Below are 21,569 nucleotides of genomic sequence, written 5' to 3'. Positions count from 1 at the left end.
AAGGTTGTGCGATTTTGGATTGAGCTTTTAAATTTTAGATTGAACGCGAAGCTCAGTTAAATCAATTCAATCTTATACATTGCTTGTTGCCGAACTTCCTCATTCAAATTAGCCGGGAGATTTATTAAAAATCCACTTCCACCACTGCACGAACGATCGCCAAACGCTCAATTTCCGCACACCCGCAGCTCGGTTGGCAGCCAGACTTTCAACCGAACGCAAGGCGGCATATTGCAAGCCCAAAAAGCTGTCCACCGGCGCGTAAGGCCCCCCCAAAGTAATCGCGCCGGCTGCGTATACTCGGCCTTCTGCGTTGGTAGCAGAAGAATTCCGCAATTCGGGCACTTCAAAATCGTTGTTAACACTCAGCCGCCCCAAACCGTTGAGGGGAAGATTGTATTGAGCTACCAAATCGTTTAACAGGGGACTGGTTTTTACCTTAGCGTCCAAACCCGTAGCATCAATAATAAAATCAGCTTCTAACTTAATTTGCCCTTTGAGTTCTTTCTCCTGAATGTACGTCACCGTCCGGTTTTGACTGTCGCGCTCGACTCGCTCGACTTCCCCGAAGGTAATTTGATACCATCCTTGACTTAAACCCTCTTTGACAATGCGCCGCCAGTCGCTGCGCTTGGCTGTAGTAGTGCCGCCCCAGTCGGTGAGCAACTGCGGGCGAATTTCGGGGGCGGCTTTTTCCAAAAGTACGCGGAGTTCCCCGCCCCAGCAAGCTTTCGGCCAGTTGAAAGGTTGAAATTCGTAGTGATTTTCGACGCTGCGCTGAGCGAGGTTAAATTTGTTGCCCTGGGGTTTGGGCGATCGCATCAAATGCAATACTTGGATGTTGCGGTTCCGCTGCCGCGCTTCGTAAATTCGCTGCACCACGCGCGAAGCTACAATTCCCCGGCCTCTAATTAACACGCTGCCGCCCCTGGCCTCCAATTTTTCGTAAACGCCGTCGTGGTTTTCGTAAGCGTTGACAACCGACTCAAAATCCTGGGTTTTTTCGCGGTAAGCTTGCAAATCCGGCAGAAATTGAATGGCGGGATAGCCGGTGGCTAAGTGTACGTATTTGGCGATTAAAAAAGCGTGGTCGCGGTACTCGGCATTCGATCGAGAATAAGCGATCGCGTACCTGCCGTCATCTGTTTTGCGAATTCCCCGCACTCTACCGTAGCGAAACATCTCATTCCACCCTATTCGATCGACTTCCCTGTCAATAGAATCAAACACATTCCCCGCGCGAGGCGTATAAGTTTCGGCAAAAGTCGGTTCGGCAAACACCTGCCACATCAACTTTAACGACATCCCCAAACGCCCTTTCAGCAATTCCTGCCAAGCTTCCCGCAAAGCATAGGGAGGCCACCCCCAAATGTTGTCTGGACAAGAGTCAGAATTCGATCGCAGGCGTTCCCGCAGCGGAATTTGAGAATTCAGGCACAGACGCCGATAGCGGGCGTAAGGCTGGTTTTCCATGCCCAAAACCGCAATTCGATCGGTTTTCACCCCGCAAATTCTCAGCAAATCCACCCACATCAAGCTGCCTAAACCGCCACCAACGGCAGCCCAATCAACTTCTGCCACAGGGAGTCCCATAGATTGGAGCGATCGCATTGTGACTTGAGAAGCGTGCAAAAATGCGATCGGCGGAAATTCTCCCCTACTACCTGTTTGAGGAAGCGGCGACACCGGAGGCTGCCCAAAAGCGGGGTCTGGCCCATTGGTCTGGGGGTTAAAGAAAATGTGAGAATTGACAGACGGCGTTTCTGGGGAATTAACAGCAAATGAAATGCCGATCGCGTAGGGCCCAACTTGCAGCATATCCCCGTTTGCCAGCACGCACCGGGTTTGGCGAATGCCGTTGACAAAAGTACCGTTTCGGCTACCCGTGTCAGTGAGTACAATACTGTTACCTTCGGTGCCAATCACTGCGTGGAAGCGAGAAACTTGACTGCTGCTGAGGGCAATTCGAGAAACTCGTTCCCCGTTGATTGTGGGGGGCATAGCTTCAAAAATTCGTCCCAAAGCGATGGGTAAGTCGAGTATCGGGGATCGACAATCCCCCGTAGCTGTATCTGTCCAAGTCAGTCGCAGGCGCAATGGTTGAGAATTCATGTCGTTGAGCGCGAAGCTTTAAGCTATTAGTTATTAGCTTTAAGGATTTTAGGAAGCATACCGATTTTGTAAAAAGCGTTTTTAAGGTGAATGTATTTTGCTCGTTAAATTGCAAAAACTCGCCAATTGCTTACTCACATTTTCCCATTTAAGTAAAAAAATAAATGCAGCCCAGTTGCTAGGGTTAAGATATTCCTTCGCACTGTCAGCATTGCTTGGCCCAGTGCGTGCGCCTTGTCAGGATTTGCCTGCTTTTGGCGATCAAACTCTATCATTAACAAACAGGTTGGCGCATCTGGAACAGACCAAAGTGAGACAACCACACTCGCAACACTTGCAGTCATCAGAGAACGAGACAATCCAATCACGCCGCCGCCAGTAATGATACCTCTACCAGTATGACAGGCACTCAGTACGACTAATTTAGTTTTTAGTCGCAAATCTAGGATTTCACTGGAAGTCAGCAAGCCATCATCCGTTTGAGATGCAGCCAGGGCGATCGCCCCCGGTACTTCGGTCTCTTTTAATTCATTGAGCAAGCCGTGAGTTGCTAGGTGAATAATTTTAGCATTCAACATCAGTTGCTCAATCACGGATTCTGTTGCTTGTTTGCCAATTAGGCGTTTAGTGTTGAAAATTTGGGCAATTGCGATCGCTTCTTTTTCCGATCCTGGCAGTGCCACTAACTGCCGCGGCAGGTCGCCAATCTGAGACATGGCCGGATTTCCTACTATCATCAAAATTTTTCCTTGCCACTGGAAGTGATGAATTTATCCTGTATGCTGTCTCGCTTTTCTGGTTAGTTGAAATATGGATAATCCTGCATCGTCAGGAAAACCTGTGATAATTTACTTATTCAATCTGCCTTAATTTTTAGCTGATGAAATGTCCCGGGTGCGACTCTCAATATAATACAATACGGTTCAGATATTGTCTCCATGAGTGTCCGATCTGAACCTTATTGTCATATATAGCCTTTCTCAGTAACATGAGGTACTCTCCGATATAGGGCATAGGGCATAGGGCATAGGGCATAGGGCATAGGGCATAGGGCATACCTCACTTTATTAAGAACCGCTATAGGCAGCTATTTGGTATTTTATTCATGAGTATAATAACGTTTGTTTATCTATCAAATAAAACCCTGAATTATACTGACTGTGCAGAACTACCCTGAGTTTTTTGAGGTAATCGTCTTATCCTTTCATCGGCAATAAAATTGCAAATTCAGTGCCTCGATCCAGTACGGAGTTAACCTCGATCGTCCCATTATGTTTTTCCGTCACAATCTGACGGGCGATCGACAATCCTAACCCTGTCCCTTGACCCACCGGCTTAGTTGTAAAGAGATGGTCAAATATTTTTTGCTTCACTTCATCCGACATACCCCCTCCATTATCTTTAATTCGGATCGATATTCGCTTGCCCTCCTCTATAGCCGTTTGAATCGCGATTTGGTTGGGATTGGCTTTAATTTGACTAAAGCTACGTCCCTGATTAGACTCCTCTAAAACATCAATTGCATTGGCCAGTACGTTCATAAATACCTGATTTAACTGTCCGGGGAAGCACTCAACTAAGGGGAGATTGCCATACTCTTTAACAACTTCAATGGCAGGACGCCGATCGCTCGCTTTTAATCGATGCTTGAGAATCAAGAGAGTGCTGTCGAGTCCGTCGTGAATGTTGAAAGGAACGGGGCGATCGCTATCTGCCCTCGAAAAGGTTCTCAAACTTGTACTGATGTTGCGAATGCGATCGACTCCTTCATTCATGGAGTTAATGAGTTTGGGCAGATCTTCGCGCAAATACTCCAAATCGATCGCCTCAATTTTTGCTTCAATATCTCTTCCCGGAGCGGGAAATTTCTCTTCATAAAGGTCGATCAGGCTGAACAAATCCTGCACGTAGTCCTGAGCGGGTTCTAAGTTGCCTGTGAGGAAGCCTACAGGATTGTTAATTTCGTGGGCAACTCCGGCCACGAGATTGCCGAGAGCAGACATTTTCTCACTCTGCACCAGTTGCAACTGCATCTGTTGGACATCGTTGAGATACAGCTCTAGTTTTTGGGCGTACTCCTGGGATTGGTAATACAGACGGGCGTTTTGTAGGGAAATTGCTGCTTGGGTACAGAGGAGATTGAGGATTTCAACGCGATCGCTGGTAAAAGCTCCGGTAGCTAGGTTGTTCTCCAGATACAGTACGCCTAGCAGTTTTCCCTGATGGAGAATCGGCGCACACAGCAGGCTCTTGGGCTGATGGCAGATGATGTAAGGATCTGCCATCAGCGAAGAATGAGTTGTTACATTACTAATCACTGACGGTTGTAAGGTACGTTTAACGCTGTGGATTAGCGTAATGGGAAGCTCCTGACTTTCCTCAAGCGGAATTGATAGCAGCACAGTTGAGCAGCAAACGACTGTGCTAATTGCTTCAACAATTAATCTGTTCTCTTTGAGCAATAACAAGGCAGATTTGTCCGCGCCAGCATTTTCAATTACCACTTGCAGCAGCGTCGAGAGTAATCGCTCTAGATGAATTTCGCTAGAGAGGGTTTGGGAGGCTTTGAGAACCGTTTGTATATCTAATGCAGCAGATATGCCACGGCTGCTGGAACTGGATGATTTGCTAATCGTATGGGATGTAATGGTATTCCTTGCATGGAGCGTTATTTCTGATGTGAGTTGTAATTCATCCGATTGCAAAATTAATGCTAAAAGTTCAGGATAGGATTGCTCCAGCTCGCTCACCTTAGCTGCGGCTCCCCAGCGGGCGTAGCTATAGTAAGCATCGTGCAAGTAGTCTCTAGCAATGCGGGGTTTTCCCCACTCTAAATAAAATTTGGCCGCTAATTCGTTGGCTAGGGCGACTTCTTGTAAGTATTCATTTTCTGTTGCCAGAGCGATCGCGCGATCGTAAAATTCCAATGCTTCTGATTTCTGCCCTAAAACTCGGTATCGCTCTGCTTCAACCAAATAAAACTTGTGCAGGTAATTTTCTGGAGCGCGATCGGCCCACTTTTTCATCTGTTCTTGGTTTTTAGTCACCCGTTCGAGAATGCGTTGCTGTTGTGCCTTGAAAACCTGAGAATAGATTGCCAGATGTGCTAAAGAATCGTAAGTGTAGCAGATCGGAACGATGAATAAGCCTGTCGCGCCACCGATATAATTTTCGGCAGCGATCGCCGCTTCCACTGCCAACTCAAATTTACCAAACATATAACACAGACTCAGTTCGCTGGCATAGAAATAGTAAAGCGCAGTCCGATCGCCCGATCGCTGGAGGGTTGGCACAATTTCCTCGCGATCGAAGGCATCTCCAGTAAGTTGCCACGGTTTAGCAGAATCGCCGATCGTATTCAAAATTGCTTGCTGAAAAACGGTCAGATGGCTGGTAAGTCCTTCTTGGTTGAGGTGCGCGAGCTGAGCTCGGAAGGCAGCACTTTCTAGGCTTAGCTCGCTTAGTTCTCGGCCCAGAAACCAACAATATGAGATGTAAATGAATCCGCAAATGGCAGCCGATTCTAAATCTCCCGTTTCCAATCCAACTTGGTAGCCTTCGCGGAGAAACGGTAAGCTATTCTTGAGCGGCTCTTTCCAATGCCACACGCTACAGTAAATTCCGACATAGACTCTGGCTTTCATTTCTTTGGCATTGAAACGATCGAGCAACAAATGTGCTAGTTGTGCACACTCATAGCCAAAGTCAATCTCTCCTGCCATCCCACAAAGTATCAATCCGTAGTAGGCATAACCAATTGCAGAAAATGAAGTATTGCCATATTGAACGGATAAATTGACCTGTTCGAGGACAATAAACGGTAACAGCGCTGGAGTTACAACAAAAGCAGCAGAAGAGACAGCCGCAAGAATCCGTACAACTGCTAACTTCTTAGGATCTGTCATCTGAGGCAAATGTATTAAGTCCAGCGGTTGCCTTCGGGCCAGGATGAATTTAGTTTTCTCGAATGCCTTTGCAATATCTGATTGGCTGGGTTGCTCGGGAAGACTGTTTCCTAAACGTTCCACACTCTTCAGGGCAATCTGCACTGCCTGGATAAATTGATGTTGGGCTTGAGCCGCTTGAATTTGAATTTCATAGACTTTAATCGTATCCAACAGAGTTCTAGATTGCTCTGTAGTGATTGCCGTCAATTGTGTCATCTTCTCGAAGTTGCCGCTCAAGTAAGCGGCTTCAGTGGCAGCTTCGTAGAGGGCTAGGGTTATTTCGTAGTGCGTTTGCCAGCTATCTTCAGCTAACAAGGCGATGCCTGTAGTGCAATACTCAAATGCGGCTGTATAAGCAGTTGCGGCTCTAGCTTTTTGTCCGGCTTTCAGATTGAGTTTGGCGAGTTCTAGTTGCCCCGCTGGATGCACGATCAGGGATTTGCCGATATTAAGTTGGTTAACAATCTCAAACAGTTTTTCGGCAACTGATGTATGAGTCAGTAACAGTTGTCCAATTTTTAGGTGAGCGATCTGTTTTTGCTCGTTTGGAATCAGAGAATAAGCAGCTTGTTGGACGCGATCGTGCAGAAATTTGTAAGAACACGAGTCAGAATCCAGAAGTTCCGAACTAGAGGGATTTTGTTCCCTCAATTCTGACTCTTCCTGAAAAAACTTATAAACCTCACTCGTGGGTAAAACCAATCCCTCTTGTAATGCTTTCCATAAATCTGAGGCAGTCTCGGCCTGAGATTTTTCGCGAACGATCGCCAGGGTTGCTAAGTCAAACTGGTTGCCTATACAGGCGGCAAGTTTCAGCACTTTTTGAGCTGATACGGGCAACTTCTGCAACTGAAGTGCCATCAACTCAACCACATCATCCGTTAACGCCAGCGATCGAATTTGAGCAATGTCACATTGCCAGTACCCAATCTCGCTGTTAAACGCAATCCATCCATCTTCATGTAGAGCTTTCAGAAACTGTGTAGCGAAGAAGGGATTGCCCTTCGTCTTCTGATACACCAATTCTGTCAGCGGTACAGCCAGCTCTTGCCAACAACTCAGAGTATCTGCAACTAGGTGGTTGAGGTCATTTTGGCTCAGGGGTGTCAGCACGATGGTGTTGACTGCGGCACCCCTGCTGCGAACTTCATCCAGCGTCAGCATCAGAGGATGAGCAGGAGAAACCTCGTTATCCCGGTAAGCGCCAATTAACAGTAGGTAGCCAGCGTGAGTGTCGCTCATCAACAGGTGCATCAACTTGAGCGAGGCCGAATCCGCCCACTGCAAGTCATCGAGAAAGATGACTAACGGATGGTCTTGGGTGGTAAATACCTGAATAAACTTCGGGAACAACAAGTTGAAGCGATTTTGACTTGCATTCCCAACCTGTTCGGCAACAGGTGGCTGTTGACCGATAATCCGTTCGAGTTCGGGGATGACTTGAATAATGACTTGTCCGTTTTCTCCCAGTGCTGAGAGAATTTTGGCTTTCCATCGCTCCAATTGTTCGTCTGTCTCGCTCAACAGTTGTCCCATTAAGTCGCGAAACGCTTGGACAAAAGCACCGAAGGGAATGTTGCGGTTGAACTGGTCAAATTTTCCTTTGATGAAATAGCCTCGTTGCCGCACGATCGGCTTGTGTACTTCTTTGACGACTGCTGTCTTGCCAATCCCTGAAAAGCCAGCAACGAGCATCATTTCGCTGCTACCTTGACTGACGCGATCGAAAGCAGTTAGTAGAGTTTTTACTTCTGTTTGCCGTCCGTAGAGCTTTTCGGGGATGAGGAAGCGATCGCAAATATCCCGCATTCCCAACTCAAACGGTTCGATTTGTCCGTCTTGTAATTGTTGCCCGCATCGTTCTAGATCGTACTTGAGTCCAAGAGCATTTTGATAGCGGTCTTCCGCATTTTTCGCCATCAGCTTACTGACGATGTTTGACACCACCAGGGGAATATTTGGATTCAGGCTATGAACGGTAGGCGGCTGCTTGGCAACGTGGCAGTGAACTAATTCCATCGCATCTTGGGACGGAAAGGGCAGTTGTCCGGTAAGCAATTCAAAGAAGGTGATACCTAGCGAATAGAAATCGCTGCGATAGTCAATTCCCCGGTTCATGCGCCCGGTTTGTTCTGGGGAGAGATAGGCCAGGGTGCCTTCTAGTCCGTTTGGGTTTTGAGTGGTATATGTTTCGCGAGGAAGCAAAGACGAAATGCTGAAATCAATCAGCTTGACCTGTTTGGTTTCGGGATTAATTAGAATATTGGCTGGTTTGAGGTCTTTGTGAATGACTCGGTTTCGGTAGAGTCTGTCAATGATGTCGGCTATTTGAATGGCGATCGCCAAGATTTCTAGCAGAGTCAGCGATCGTTCTTGGGCGTACTGTCGTAGGGAAACACCGCCAAAATCCTCCATCACTAAGGCATAACTGTTGCCGTAGGATTCCAAAGTGTAGGCTTCAACGACTCCCGGCAGGCGAAGATTTTTGGCGATCGTGTATTGGTTGCGGAATTGCAGCAGTTCGCTGAAGCTGGGATAGTCTCGATTTAAGAGTTTAATTACAACCGGGAGCTCGTCTGTTTCTCGGATGGCTCGATAAACTACGGTTCTCGAACCGCAGTATAATTGCTCAACCAGATGATATCCCGAAAGTCGGTTCGTCAAATCCACTGCTGCATCCATCTGGATTACTCCATCTCAGACATTGATTATTGTAACTAAGTATACACTTTTATTTTTCGAGTCTGACTGCGATTGAACTGCGATCGCCCCCACCAGACCGACTCTACCGCTTCTATTCTTTTTAACTTTTGAAGAGAACGATTGCCATATATCAAGACAGTCTTATCCTTTCACTGGCAAGAAAATTGTAAACTCCGTCCCTTCTCTCAATACAGAATTTACCTCTATTGTACCGCCGTGTTTCTCAACCACAATTTGACGCGCGATCGCCAATCCTAACCCCGTGCCTTTCCCAACCTCTTTCGTAGTAAATAAATCATCAAAAATCTTCTCTTGCACCGCATCCTTAATGCCAACCCCATTGTCTTCGATCCGAATCACAACTTGTGGCGGCTGGCCCGATAATTCGGTCTCGATAATAATTTTATTAGGAGCCGCTTTAATCTCTGCAAAGCTCCGTCCAGTATTTGATTCATCCAGAGCATCGATCGCATTACCCAAAAGATTCATAAACACTTGATTGATCTGTCCTGCATAGCACTCTACTTTCGGCAAATCACCGTATTTCTTGATGATTTGAATCTCTGGGCGCGTGTCCGAAGCTTTGAGGCGATGTTTGAGGATCATCAAGGTGCTTTCGAGGCCCTCGTGGATATTGCAGGGAACGGGGCGATCGCTATCGGCACGGGAAAAGATGCGAAGACTGGTGCTAATGCCTTGGATTCGCTTCACGCCTTCGTGCATGGAACCCACTAATTTTGGTAAGTCTTCCCGAATGTAGTCGAGGTCGATCGCTTCAATTTCATCTTGAATTGCCGCACTGCAATTAGGATATTCTTGCTGATACAAATCGAGCAATCCAAACAAATCATTGATGTAGTCTAAGGCTGGGCTAATGTTACCAGCGAGGAAGCCAACCGGGTTATTAATTTCGTGGGCAACACCAGCCACCAAATTACCCAATGCCGACATTTTTTCACTTTGGATTATTTTGAGTTGTGCCTGTTTGAGGTCAGTAAAGGCTTGTTGAGATTCTTGATAAAGACGGGCATTTTCCAAGGAAATAGCAGCTTGTACGCAAATAAGATTCAGCACTTCAACCCGATCGCTCGTAAACGCCCCAACAGTCAGGTTATTTTCTAAATATAAAATTCCAATCAACTTGCCTTGATTAAGGATTGGACTACAAAGAATACTTTTAGGCTGGTGCTGTTCAATGTAACTATCTCCAGCAAACTGAGGATTTATTCTAGCATCGACAAGTACCAGAGGTTTCAAACTACGCTTAACAGTATTCACTAAACTAATCGCTACATCCTGACTTGATTGTAGAGGCATTGGCGGTAACAGCTCAGGTTCCTGTCCTTCTTCTACAAGAGCCGCTACGTGTAAATACTGTTGTTGTTTGAGCAACAAGACACACTTAGTTGCTCCAGCATTTGCGATCGCTATTTTTAGGAGAGCAGTCAGAAGTTTATCTAGTTCAATCTCCCCAGAAATGGCTTGAGAAGCTTTGAGCAGAGTAGCCAGATCGAGAAATTCAGAGGTGCTGCTAGAAGAACGGGTATAAGTAATCGTTCCCGGGGCGATCGTTTCCTTTAAGGAAGCAGAGGATTGAGCTTGCTCGAGGATAAGACCGAGTAGGGGAGGATAACGTTTTTCCAAATCGTCTATTTTGGCCTTGGCTCCCCATCGGGCATAACAATAATACGCTTCAATCATGTAGGCTTGAGCTACTTTTTCTTTACCCCATTCTAGGTAAAATTTCGCCGCCAGTTCATTAGCTAGTGCTTCTTCGTTGAGGAATTGATTTTCTTTAGCGAGGGAGATAGCGCGATCGTACAAATCTATTGCTTCTGCTTTATTGCCCAAAACCCGATGTTTTTGGGCCTCAACTAAATACCATTTATGCAAATGATTCATGGGAGCATTTTGCGCCCACTGTTGCAGAGTAGTTTGATGGGTTTCCACTAGGGCGATAATTTCAGCTCGCTCGGTTTCTGGCTGTGTGGGGAAGAGCGCTAGGTGTGTCAGGGCTGCATAGAAATGGAAAATGGGAACAACAATCACTCCCGATACTGCCATAAAATACTGTTTTACTTGGGCGGTATAGTCTAGGGCAGCCTTGTGGTTGCCAAAGACGTAGGCAAGAAGCAGTTTGTAGATGTAAGCATAAGCGCTCACCGAGAGTTCATTGTCCTGATGGTGCTTAGGAAGCATTACCGTTTCATCGTAGGTAGTTCCAATTAAGCAATCTGGTTGACCCACAGTTTCCCTCAAGTTCCGCACAATCTGCCCCATCATCCCCAAATAAACTTTGGCAGAATCTTGCTTCGCCTGCACCATGACTGCGCTATAAACTGGTATTTCGGATTCCAAAGTGTCCAGTTCGACTCCACTGAAAAACTGGGCATAAGAGTGATTGATTATGCTGTAGCCAGCGTGTACAAAATCACCACTTTCCATGCCAGCTAGATAGCCATCTTTCAGCGTCGGTATTGTTGCCCTCAAAGCTTCCCGGTGATGCTGAATAAAGAAGCCAAACATAGCCAGAATTATGGACTTGAATTCCCGTACATTGAAGCGATCGAGCAATGAAAGCGCTAATTTACCCAAACCGTAGCCTGTTTCAACCTCTCCCAAAAAGGCACAAAGCACCATGCCGTGAATCGCATATCCCACAATTGATGCGGGTGTATTCCCAAAGGAGAGCGATAAACTCACCATCGTGGAACTCAGTAGGGGCAGTAAACCGGGCATTCCCTGGATAATGGGTGCAAATAATATTGCTAACAGTTGCATGGCAGCAGTCGCCTTGGCATCGGTCATCACCGGCAGATTAGCTAGATATTCAATCCGTCTCCCGCTTAGTTGGGCGGCCAGGGTTTGTAGCGCTTTGCCAATCAAGGCTTCGTCAGGTTCGGCGGGCAGTTCAACCCCTAATTGTCCGAGTGCATCTCTGGCTACTGCGATCGCTGCTAAAGCCTTGCCCTGAGCTATCTGTGCGGCAATCTGAATTTCGTAAATTTTAACTTTGTCTAGAATCGTCTGGGCATTCTGTAACACCAGTGCTGCAATCTGTTCCATGCCGTCAAAGTCACCATTCAAATAGGTGGCTTCTGCGGTAGCAACGTATAGATTTAGGGTCAATTCATACTGGCTTTGCCAACCATTTACCTCTAGTAGCCCAATCCCCGTTTGCAGATAAACTCTTGCCGCAGCGTAGGCGGTAGAACTTCTTGCCTTACGCCCAGATGCTAAGTTTAGTTGAGCTAAGGCAAGGCGATCGCTCGGTTGAGTAATTAACTCAATTCCTCGATTCAAATGCCCAACAATATCAAACAGTTTTTCCTCTTGCTCTATTGCTGAGCAATTTTGCTGAAGTAATTGTCCGACTTTGAGATGCGTTGCTTTTTTCTGTGAATCTGGAATGAGGGAATAGGCAGCTTGCTGGACGCGATCGTGCAGGAATTTATAATTTGCATTAGCAGCAGCTTGGTTAAGAGTAGCGATATCGTCACTTTGGGTGAAGAATTTATAGACTTCGGTGGTGGGGATGAGCAAGCCTTCTTGTAACGCTTTCCACAAATCAGCCGCCGTTTCTTCGGATGACTTTTCTGAAACGATCGCCAAAGTAGCTAAATCAAACTGCGCTCCAATACAAGCCGCCCACTTCAGCACAGCCTGAGTTGCGATCGGTAGCTTCTGCAATTGCAGTGCCATAAACTCCACCACATCATCGGTGATAGCTAAAGCTCTGACTCGAGCAATATCGCACTGCCAATACCGTATATTCCCATCAAAGGTAATCAACCCATCGTCATGTAACGCCTTGAGAAACTGCGTGGCAAAGAAGGGATTACCCTGAGTTTTTTGATACACCAATTCTGTCAACGGCCCGGCCAAGGAAAAATCGCAATTCAGCGTATCTGCCACCAATTGATTCATATCCGCTAAACTCAACGGTTGTAGCGTAATATTATTTACCGTCGCCCCAGACTTCACAATCTCATCCACCGTTAAGATAAACGGGTGAACGGGTGACACTTCATTATCCCGATAAGCACCTAATACCAAGAGATGCCCTGTATCTTGCATCAACAGTTGCAATAACTTCAAAGATGCGCCATCCGCCCACTGCAAATCGTCCAAAAACATCACTAACGGATGTTCTTCTGTGGTAAACACGTGCACAAATTTTTGCATTAGCATATTGAAGCGATTTTGTGCCGCACTTCCCGACAGTTCTGGTGCAGGAGTTTGACCGCCAATGATTCGTTCTAACTCGGGAATTACCTCAATCAGCACTTGCCCGTTGTCTCCAACTACTGACAAAATCCTGGTTTTCCAAGTTTGTAACTGAGCGTCACTTTCTGATAGCAATTGCCCCATCAAATCCCGAAAAGCTTGCACAAAAGCCGAAAAGGGAATGTTGCGCTGAAATTGGTCGTATTTGCCCTTAATAAAATAACCGCGCTGACGAACAATCGGCTTATGAACTTCATTCACTACTGCCGTTTTGCCAATGCCAGAGAACCCTGCAACCAGCATCATTTCGGTTCGGCCTGCGCTGACTCTTTCAAAAGCCGCTAATAAATTCTCAACTTCAGTTTCTCTGCCGTAGAGCTTTTCGGGTATGAGGAAACGGTCTGTAATATCCCGCGTTCCCAATGCAAACGTCTCAATGTTACCCGTTTTTTGTAATTGAACCAAACAAATCTCTAAATCGTGCTTCAATCCTAACGCACTTTGATAGCGATTTTCGGCATTCTTCGCCATCAGCTTACTGACAATTTGGGACAATACTAGGGGAACTTTTGGATTAATTTGATGTACCGAAATCGGCTGTTTTGCTAGATGACTATGCACTAACTCCATTGGGTCGTCTGACGCAAAGGGTAACTGTCTTGTCAACAATTCATAGAAGGTTACACCGAGGGAATAAAAGTCACTCCGATAGTCAATGCCTCGATTCATTCTTCCTGTTTGTTCTGGGGAGAGATAGGCTAATGTTCCTTCGAGGATGTTGGGATTCTGGATTTCTTGGGTTTCACGGGGAAGCAGGGAAGAAATACTGAAGTCAATGAGTTTAATTTGTTGGCTATTTGGGTTAATTAGGATATTTGCCGATTTGATATCTTTATGAATAACTCGGTTTTGGTAGAGATAGTCTAGAATATCTGCTAGTTGGAGGGCATTGTTGAGAAAGTTTTCTAAAGATACAGATTTATCGGGTTGGTTTTTATCTGTTGCTGCCTTAAGATAAGTAGATAGGGAGATTCCTCCAAAGTCCTCCATTATCAAAGCATAGGCGTTTTTGTAAGGTACTAAATCGAGGGGTTTAACAATACTGGGGATGTTGAGATTTTTGGCAATGGTATATTGGTTGCGAAAATGCACCAATTCATTGAAGTTGGGGTATTCGTTTCGCAGCAGTTTAATGACGACTAGAGTGCGATCGCTCTTCCGAACACCGCGATATACTAGAGTGCGAGATCCTGCATAGAGTTGTTCTGTGATACGATACCCAGTCAGGTCAGTAATTGCATCCATTTTCTAGTCCTTAAAAAAATTGGGGGTTACTATATTTATAGTTTATCTAGCAAACCAGGAAAATCCCGGCGTTGTCTCTAATTTGCCTGAACTTGTCAGTCCACGTTCTGTACGAACGCTCGTCGCTCGCTCGTTGGATACTGGAGCCATACCATTAATTGCTTAGAATTTGTCTGCACTGGTTCGGGACTTATACATAAGTATGCTTATAAGGGTCAGTCTGCACTTTGGCAGGATGTTAAAAAGTCTATTAAAACTAGATACTCTCTAACAAATATAAGCGGAGATAGCCAAGTTGTAGTTGTTCCTTTTTCAGGTGACATGAGATTTGAGGTAGTCCCGGCTTTTGAAAACACAGATTCTAATTTTGCTTATTTTTTGTCTCCTGCTGCTGTGGGAAAAAGCGCGATCGCTCTTTCACTTGACAGAGTGTACGGGCAACAAAATCGCCATGCACCGCGCTGTAACTTACTGCCAATTGAGTCACCTCTTTCCGCACAGTTTCCAGAAGTTTTAGGAGATGCGATCGCCAAGAGTGTTGGGTTTGTTAAGAATTCCTCAAAACAGATGCAGTAAATACGGGACATTCTCATGGCTTGGGGCGATCGCTGTGTTCGCCCCCATCAGGAAATCTCTCGCTCAAACTTTCATTGAAATAATACTGACACCAAAATTCTGCTACTTCTAACAACATGGGTATAGATTCAGCAACGATACCCGAACCAGATTGCAAGCCGTAACGTTCTACATATTCTCTAGCTAGTTTATAAGCCCAATAGGGAAAATCTGCCTCTACAAAACAGCGCAGCGCATACTCTAGCTTCAGTAAATCTCCACTGCGGACAAAGCGCACCGTCGTCCACCTAAAATTGCGGTAGTCATCCCCTTGCAACCCATCAATGTCTCTCAATAATCTCCTGAGAGATTGCCTGCTTTCGTAACTAGGACTTTCTAGGTAACTTTCCATCAGCGAAATTGCTTCATCCACTAACTGTTGTTGCTGTTCCCATTCTGCCTCGGTAAAGTGTTCGGGACAAGTCATCCGATGCAGTTGCTGCTGTACCCGTTTAGCAATGTACAGTGCAAACTTGGCGGCGGCAATTTCATCAACGCACAGACTTTTGATGCTCGTCAGCCTGGTTATCGGTATAGCTAATCGAGCTTTTTCAACATCTGAGGTTGCTTGAATCCATTTTTTGATTTTATTGGCAGTAGCACGTTGTTGGTTGTTTTGTTTCATTTTCAATGACCTGATGCACGACTTTTATCGTCAGTCTGATGAACTGTATCTGTATAGTTATTACAATGATGGCAGGCAATACCTTCATTAATAAGCGTGTAGATTTACAATAATAAATTCTAATTCTGTTGAATAACTAAAAACAGTGACATTCGGCAAATTTAATAAATTATCTAGATTAAAATCCATATGCAGTCAGAGCGTAAATTGTAGTGATTGCTACATTTTACCCCAAGTTGCCGGAAGAGCCAAGTGCATTATACAAAAAGCTATCCCGCTTACTGGGCGATCGATCGGGTGCTGGGTGCGTTAGCGAACCCCTAGAAGAAGATCGCCCTCAATACAACCTCACCACAAGGAACAGCGATCGCTCCTTTTCAAGGTTCCCAGTTCTCTGCGGGGGAATGAGGAGTTTTCGGCAGGCGATCGCTATCAACTTTAGCGAGTGCTCTTCCTTCTTCAACCGCAAAAACTGCCTGTTGGTGAATAGCACCAGTGAGGTCGTGAATCCAAATTAAGGGGATGATTTAAGCTTATTTGCAGGTCGTGTTCTATCGTAGGGATATAACCGTAAGCTGTTGCGGGATTTAAATTGTCTGTCAAAAAACAATCAAACAATGAGTGGGGTTTCCCGCCCGCGTCGAATATGCAATTTAAATGCCGCAACAGCTTACCCCCGTATCGCTTCCCTAGAAACAACTAAATTCACGCTCGTTTTCCGCTTCCCGTATTCCTATATAATATCGTTTCCGGTTGCATCGGAATCATAAAATCGAGTCAACAGTCAACCGATTTTAGATTTGAGATTTTAGATTTGAGATTTTAGATTTTTAACAGTCAACAGTCAACCGATTTTAGATTTGAGATTTTAGATTTTTAACAGTCAACAGTCAACAGTCAACCGATTTTAGATTTGAGATTTTAGATTTTTAACAGTCAACAGTCAACAGTCAACAGTTAACAGTTAACAGTCAACAGTCAACAGTCAACAGTCAACAGTCAACAGTCAACAGTCAACAGTCACGGACGGTGTAACCGGAATTGATATAACCTCTACTTTGTTAGGTGAAAACCTATCAAAGCAAGTCGCCTTTATGAATCAAGAATCGATCGCCTATGAAAAACTTGAAAATGTCAATTCTATAATTCAAGAACGCCACGCTAACAAAAAAGATTGAGATGGCGATCGCCCGAGAGGAATTTTTGACGCAGATGTGCGGGTGACTCGCCTGTACCGATCGCAAATTGGTCGATCGAACACCATCAAAATTTAAGATTAGCCTCGCCGACGGCGATCGGGTAAAATCACAGCACTTGCCCGCCGAGGGGTTAATCTGTTAAAACTAACAAAGTTTGATGATTTCTCAGAAATAACATACATGGTTGCTACATCCGTCAAGATTAAACACGAAGTCAAAGACTTGTCCCTCGCCCCCTTGGGAAAGCAACGCATTGAGTGGGCCGGTCGGGAAATGCCCGTTTTGCGGCAAATTCAAGAACGCTTCGCTAAAGAAAAGCCTTTTGCTGGCATTCGCTTGGCTGCTTGCTGCCACGTAACCACAGAAACCGCTCATTTGGCGATCGCCATCAAACTCGGCGGTGGCGACGCCGTACTGATCGCCAGCAACCCCTTGAGCACTCAAGATGACGTAGCGGCTTGCTTAGTTGAAGAGTACGGCATTTCCGTCTTCGCCCTCAAAGGAGAAGACGCCGCTACCTACGAACGTCACGTCTACACAGCCCTAGACCACCGCCCCAATATTATCATCGACGACGGCAGCGACGTAGTAGCGGCACTGATCCAGCACCGCCCGAACCAAATTTCCGACTTGATCGGAACTACCGAAGAAACTACCACAGGCATCGTGCGCCTGCGGGCAATGTTGAAAGACGGCGTGCTGACTTTCCCCGCAATGAACGTCAACGACGCCGACACCAAGCACTTCTTTGACAACCGCTACGGCACCGGTCAATCTACTCTAGACGGCATTATCCGCGCTACCAATATTTTGTTAGCCGGTAAAAATATTGTGGTTGCAGGTTACGGTTGGTGCGGCAAAGGCACGGCACTGCGCGCCCGCGGCATGGGTGCTAACGTAATTGTTACCGAAATCGATCCGATTCGGGCGATCGAAGCAGTGATGGACGGTTTCCGCGTCATGCCGATGGACGAAGCAGCAACAGTCGGAGATATATTCATTACCGTTACTGGCAACAAACACGTCATTCGTGCCGAACATTTCGAGACAATGAAAGACGGCGCAATTGTTTGCAATTCCGGTCACTTCGACATTGAAATTGACCTCAAATCCCTTGGCACAAAAAGCACCGACGTGAAAACAGTCCGGTCTTTCACTCAAGAATATCGCCTCAATAATGGCAAGTCGATTATTGTGTTGGGCGAAGGCCGTTTGATCAACTTGGCAGCAGCCGAAGGACACCCCAGCGCCGTGATGGATATGAGCTTTGCTAACCAAGCTTTAGCCTGCGAATATCTGGTTACGAACAAAGGCAAACTAGAGCCAGGTATTCACTCAATCCCCGTGGAAGTTGATAAAGAAATTGCCCGTCTCAAATTGGAAGCAATGGGTATTCACATTGATACCTTGACTGCCGAACAAATTGAGTACACTAACTCTTGGACTTCGGGCACTTAATCATCTAACTGTTGTCAGTTGATAGTTGTCAGTTGATAGTTGTCAGTTGATAGTTGTCAGTTGATAGTTGTCAGTTGATAGTTGTCAGTTGATAGTTGTCAGTTGATATAGCAATCCTAAATCAGTTTCATTTCAATAACTGGTTCCCAGGCGTTTAGCCTGGGAATCAATGTCCCGAGGCTCTGCCTCGCGAAAATCGAGGCAGAGCCTCTAGATATGAGTTCCTAGCCAGAGTCTAGGAAGGAGAGTAACCAATTGACAACCAACAACTGTGAACTGACAACCAACAACTGTGAACTGACAACCAACAACTGTGAACTGACAACCAACAACTGTGAACTGACAACAACCAACTGTCAACTGTCAACTGACTTCTTCTTACCAATTATTAAATCAAAATGGTTGAATGGATAACTAACACAATGCAGTCGATGGGCTATCTCGGAATTGGCCTGTTGATGTTTTTAGAAAATCTTTTCCCGCCCATCCCCTCAGAATTGATTATGCCGCTGGCAGGATTCACGGTATCGAAGGGCGGAATGGAGTTTGCACCGGCGATCGCCGCAGGGGTAATCGGTACAGTTCTGGGGGCGCTTCCCTGGTACTATGCGGGTAAATTATTGAGCGAAGAACGCTTGAGGAATTTAGCCGACAAATACGGCAAGTGGATCACTGTATCGGGCGCCGATATTGACAAAGCGAATAGATGGTTTAACAGACACGGCAACAAAGCCGTATTTTTGTGTCGCCTCGTACCGGGAGTTCGCACCCTGATTTCCTTGCCCGCTGGCATCAATAATATGCCTTTAATTCCTTTTTTACTCTACTCAACAGCCGGCACTCTTTTGTGGGTGAGTTTCCTGACTTTTGCCGGATATAAACTCGGGGAAAATTATGCACTTGTAGATGAGTATCTCGATCCGGTTTCCAAAATAGTGGCGGTGATTATTGTCATTTGGTTGATTTTGTGGGTTATTAAAAAGAATATGCAAAAAGAATAAAATCGCAGATAAATGCAGACATCACCAAAAACATCTGCGTTTATCTGCTGTGATCTGCGGTTAAAAATCAATTTATCAAAACTTTATACAAATATTTAGAATTGATTGAGGTTTAGGCAGATAATCGTGGCAAAATAGGGAACATTCCTATCCGCGCTGTTAAGATATGTACGAAAAGATAGTAGCCCCGACAACAGGTTCTAAAATTACTTTCAAAGACGGTTCGCCGATCGTCCCCAATGACCCGATTATTCCCTTCATTCGCGGCGACGGTACCGGCGTTGACTTGTGGCCTGCATCCCAGAAAGTCATGGATGCTGCGGTAGAAAAGGCTTACGGCGGCGATCGAAAAATCAACTGGTTTAAAATCTATGTAGGCGACGAAGCCTGCGATGTCTACGGTACTTACCAATATCTGCCCCAGGATTCCTTAGACGCCATCAAAGAATACGGTGTCGCCATCAAAGGGCCGCTGACAACGCCCGTAGGCGGCGGAATTCGATCGCTAAACGTAGCTTTGCGGCAAATCTTTGACCTTTACGCCTGCGTGCGGCCCTGCAAATATTATGATGGCACCCCGTCGCTGCACAAAACTCCCGAACTGCTAGACGTAATTATTTACCGGGAAAATACAGAAGATATTTACCTGGGAATTGAATGGGCTAAAGGCAGCGAAATCGGCAAGAAATTGATTGAATTCCTGAATAATGAGTTAATTCCGGCCACACCAGAACACGGCAAAAAACAAATTCGCCTCGATTCTGGAATTGGCATTAAACCCATTAGCAAAACAGGTTCTCAGCGTTTGGTGCGACGGGCGATCGCCCACGCTTTGCGGTTGCCGAAAGACAAGCAGCAAGTGACTTTGGTGCACAAAGGCAACATCATGAAATACACCGAAGGAGCTTTCCGAGATTGGGGTTACGAGGTGGCCACTACCGAATATCGCGATCGGTGCGTGACTGAAAGAGAGTCTTGGGTTCTCGCCAACAAAGAACAAAATCCCGAGATTAGCTTAGAAGATAATGCCCGCAAAATAGATCCGGGATACGATGCTTTGACTCCCGAAAAACAAGCCAAAATTCGTCAAGAAGTCGCCGACGTTTTGTTTGCAATTTGGGGAAGTCACGGCAGCGGTCAGTGGAAAGAAAAGATTATGGTCAACGACCGAATTGCTGACAGTATTTTCCAACAAATTCAAACTCGACCCGCCGAATATTCGATTTTGGCGACGATGAATTTAAACGGCGATTATTTGTCCGATGCGGCGGCAGCAATTGTCGGCGGATTGGGCATGGGCCCCGGCGCGAATATTGGTGATGAATGTGCAGTTTTTGAGGCGACTCACGGCACTGCACCGAAACACGCCGGTTTAGATAAAGTCAATCCCGGTTCCCTGATTTTGTCCGGGGTGATGATGTTAGAATACATGGGATGGCAGGAAGCAGCAGATTTGATTAAAAAGGGTTTGGGAGCGGCAATTTCTAACGGTGAAGTTACTTACGATTTGGCGAGGTTGATGGAGCCGCCGGTACCGGAGTTGAAGTGTTCGGAGTTTGCAGAGGCGATTATTAAGCACTTTGCTGATTGAGTTTGAGGGCTTTTTTTGAACGGGCTAGAAGCCCGTTCCACAACCAGTAAACTTGCTTTGTGGGGAGTAGGGGTTGGGCGTCCCGCCCTCCCGAAAATACAATTTAGATGGGGGGTTTATAATGATGGAACAGCCATGCCGCGCTCAACTGCGGGACGCTTCTGCACGGTTTCTACCCAACGTTTGAGGTGGGGGTAATTGTCGAGGGTTAATCCTTGAAATTCGTAAATAGCAACCCAGGGATAGGTAGCAATGTCGGCGATAGAATAGTCGCCGCAGATGTATTCGTATTTTGCTAGTTGAGTGTCTAATACTCCGTAGAGGCGCAAGGTTTCTTTTTCGTAGCGCCCAATCGCATAGGGAATTTGTTCGGGTGCAAAGCGTTTGAAGTGGTTTAGCTGACCGAACATCGGCCCGACGCTGGCCATTTGAAACATCAGCCACTCCATAACTTGAAAGTATTTTTCTTTGTCGGTGGGGAGAAATTTGCCGCTTTTTTCGGCCAGATAGATCAGGATGGCGCCCGACTCGAAGACGGTGATGCCGTTATCTCGATCGACTATGGCCGGAATTTTGCTGTTGGGGTTGATTGCGATGAACTCTGGGCTAAATTGGTCGTTTTTTGTGATGTCAATGACGTGCACGCTGTAGGGTAAGCCTATTTCTTCCAGCATGATGGAGACTTTGCGGCCGTTGGGTGTGGTAAAAGTGTAGAGGTCAATCATACTTGTGATGTTAAGTTGAAAGTTGGCAAGGCAGGAAATAATCGGCTATTGTATCACAATT

The 21,569-nt window shown here is 46.0% G+C and carries 11 protein-coding genes; 5 read left to right on the top strand and 6 right to left on the bottom strand.

Going from position 1 to position 21,569, the window contains the following annotated elements:
- Window positions 1–108 precede the first annotated feature (108 nt).
- The 4 genes from QUA56_RS24465 to QUA56_RS24450 all read right to left on the bottom strand — a co-directional run bounded on the left by QUA56_RS24465 (window position 109) and on the right by QUA56_RS24450 (window position 14,294).
- Window positions 109–2,112, bottom strand: a complete 2,004-nt coding sequence (locus QUA56_RS24465; protein ID WP_333362840.1) for an FHA domain-containing protein — start codon at window positions 2,110–2,112, stop codon at window positions 109–111.
- Window positions 2,113–2,246: 134 nt separating this feature from the next.
- Window positions 2,247–2,849, bottom strand: a complete 603-nt coding sequence (locus QUA56_RS24460; protein ID WP_333362838.1) for a CHAT domain-containing protein — start codon at window positions 2,847–2,849, stop codon at window positions 2,247–2,249.
- Window positions 2,850–3,308: 459 nt separating this feature from the next.
- Window positions 3,309–8,741, bottom strand: a complete 5,433-nt coding sequence (locus tag QUA56_RS24455) for an AAA family ATPase (protein ID WP_333362835.1) — start codon at window positions 8,739–8,741, stop codon at window positions 3,309–3,311.
- A gap of 162 nt (window positions 8,742–8,903) precedes the next feature.
- Window positions 8,904–14,294 carry an AAA family ATPase gene (locus tag QUA56_RS24450; RefSeq protein ID WP_333362832.1) on the bottom strand — a complete coding sequence of 1,797 codons (5,391 nt, stop codon included), beginning with the start codon at window positions 14,292–14,294 and terminating at the stop codon, window positions 8,904–8,906.
- Between the two features lie 153 nt (window positions 14,295–14,447).
- Between QUA56_RS24450 and QUA56_RS24445 the strand changes: the two genes are divergently transcribed.
- Window positions 14,448–14,870: an SMODS domain-containing nucleotidyltransferase gene (locus tag QUA56_RS24445; RefSeq protein WP_333362864.1), complete on the top strand. Its 423-nt coding sequence runs from the start codon at window positions 14,448–14,450 to the stop codon at window positions 14,868–14,870.
- Window positions 14,871–14,883: 13 nt separating this feature from the next.
- Here the strand turns inward: QUA56_RS24445 and QUA56_RS24440 are convergent, their stop codons facing one another.
- The gene (locus tag QUA56_RS24440) at window positions 14,884–15,534 is read right to left on the bottom strand and encodes a hypothetical protein (protein ID WP_333362829.1); all 651 of its coding nucleotides are present in this window, start codon (window positions 15,532–15,534) and stop codon (window positions 14,884–14,886) included.
- A 212-nt stretch (window positions 15,535–15,746) separates the two neighbouring features.
- Between QUA56_RS24440 and QUA56_RS24435 the strand changes: the two genes are divergently transcribed.
- From QUA56_RS24435 to QUA56_RS24420, 4 genes are all read left to right on the top strand, one after another.
- Entirely contained in the window at window positions 15,747–16,052 is a 306-nt protein-coding gene (locus QUA56_RS24435) for a hypothetical protein (RefSeq protein WP_333362826.1), read from the top strand.
- Between the two features lie 861 nt (window positions 16,053–16,913).
- On the top strand, window positions 16,914–18,191 hold the full coding sequence (gene ahcY, locus QUA56_RS24430; RefSeq protein WP_333362823.1) for an adenosylhomocysteinase: 1,278 nt from the start codon (window positions 16,914–16,916) through the stop codon (window positions 18,189–18,191).
- 398 nt (window positions 18,192–18,589) lie between these two features.
- Window positions 18,590–19,192: a DedA family protein gene (locus tag QUA56_RS24425; protein ID WP_333362820.1), complete on the top strand. Its 603-nt coding sequence runs from the start codon at window positions 18,590–18,592 to the stop codon at window positions 19,190–19,192.
- Between the two features lie 166 nt (window positions 19,193–19,358).
- Window positions 19,359–20,783 (top strand): NADP-dependent isocitrate dehydrogenase, encoded by a 1,425-nt coding sequence (locus QUA56_RS24420; RefSeq protein ID WP_333362817.1) that lies wholly within the window; start codon window positions 19,359–19,361, stop codon window positions 20,781–20,783.
- Window positions 20,784–20,899: 116 nt separating this feature from the next.
- Here the strand turns inward: QUA56_RS24420 and QUA56_RS24415 are convergent, their stop codons facing one another.
- Window positions 20,900–21,508 carry a glutathione S-transferase N-terminal domain-containing protein gene (locus tag QUA56_RS24415; RefSeq protein ID WP_333362814.1) on the bottom strand — a complete coding sequence of 203 codons (609 nt, stop codon included), beginning with the start codon at window positions 21,506–21,508 and terminating at the stop codon, window positions 20,900–20,902.
- Window positions 21,509–21,569 lie beyond the last annotated feature (61 nt).

It is taken from the genome of Microcoleus sp. N3A4, assembly GCF_036701805.1.
Lineage (GTDB): Bacteria > Cyanobacteriota > Cyanobacteriia > Cyanobacteriales > Microcoleaceae > Microcoleus.
This window is presented reverse-complemented; position numbering and strand designations above follow the sequence as displayed.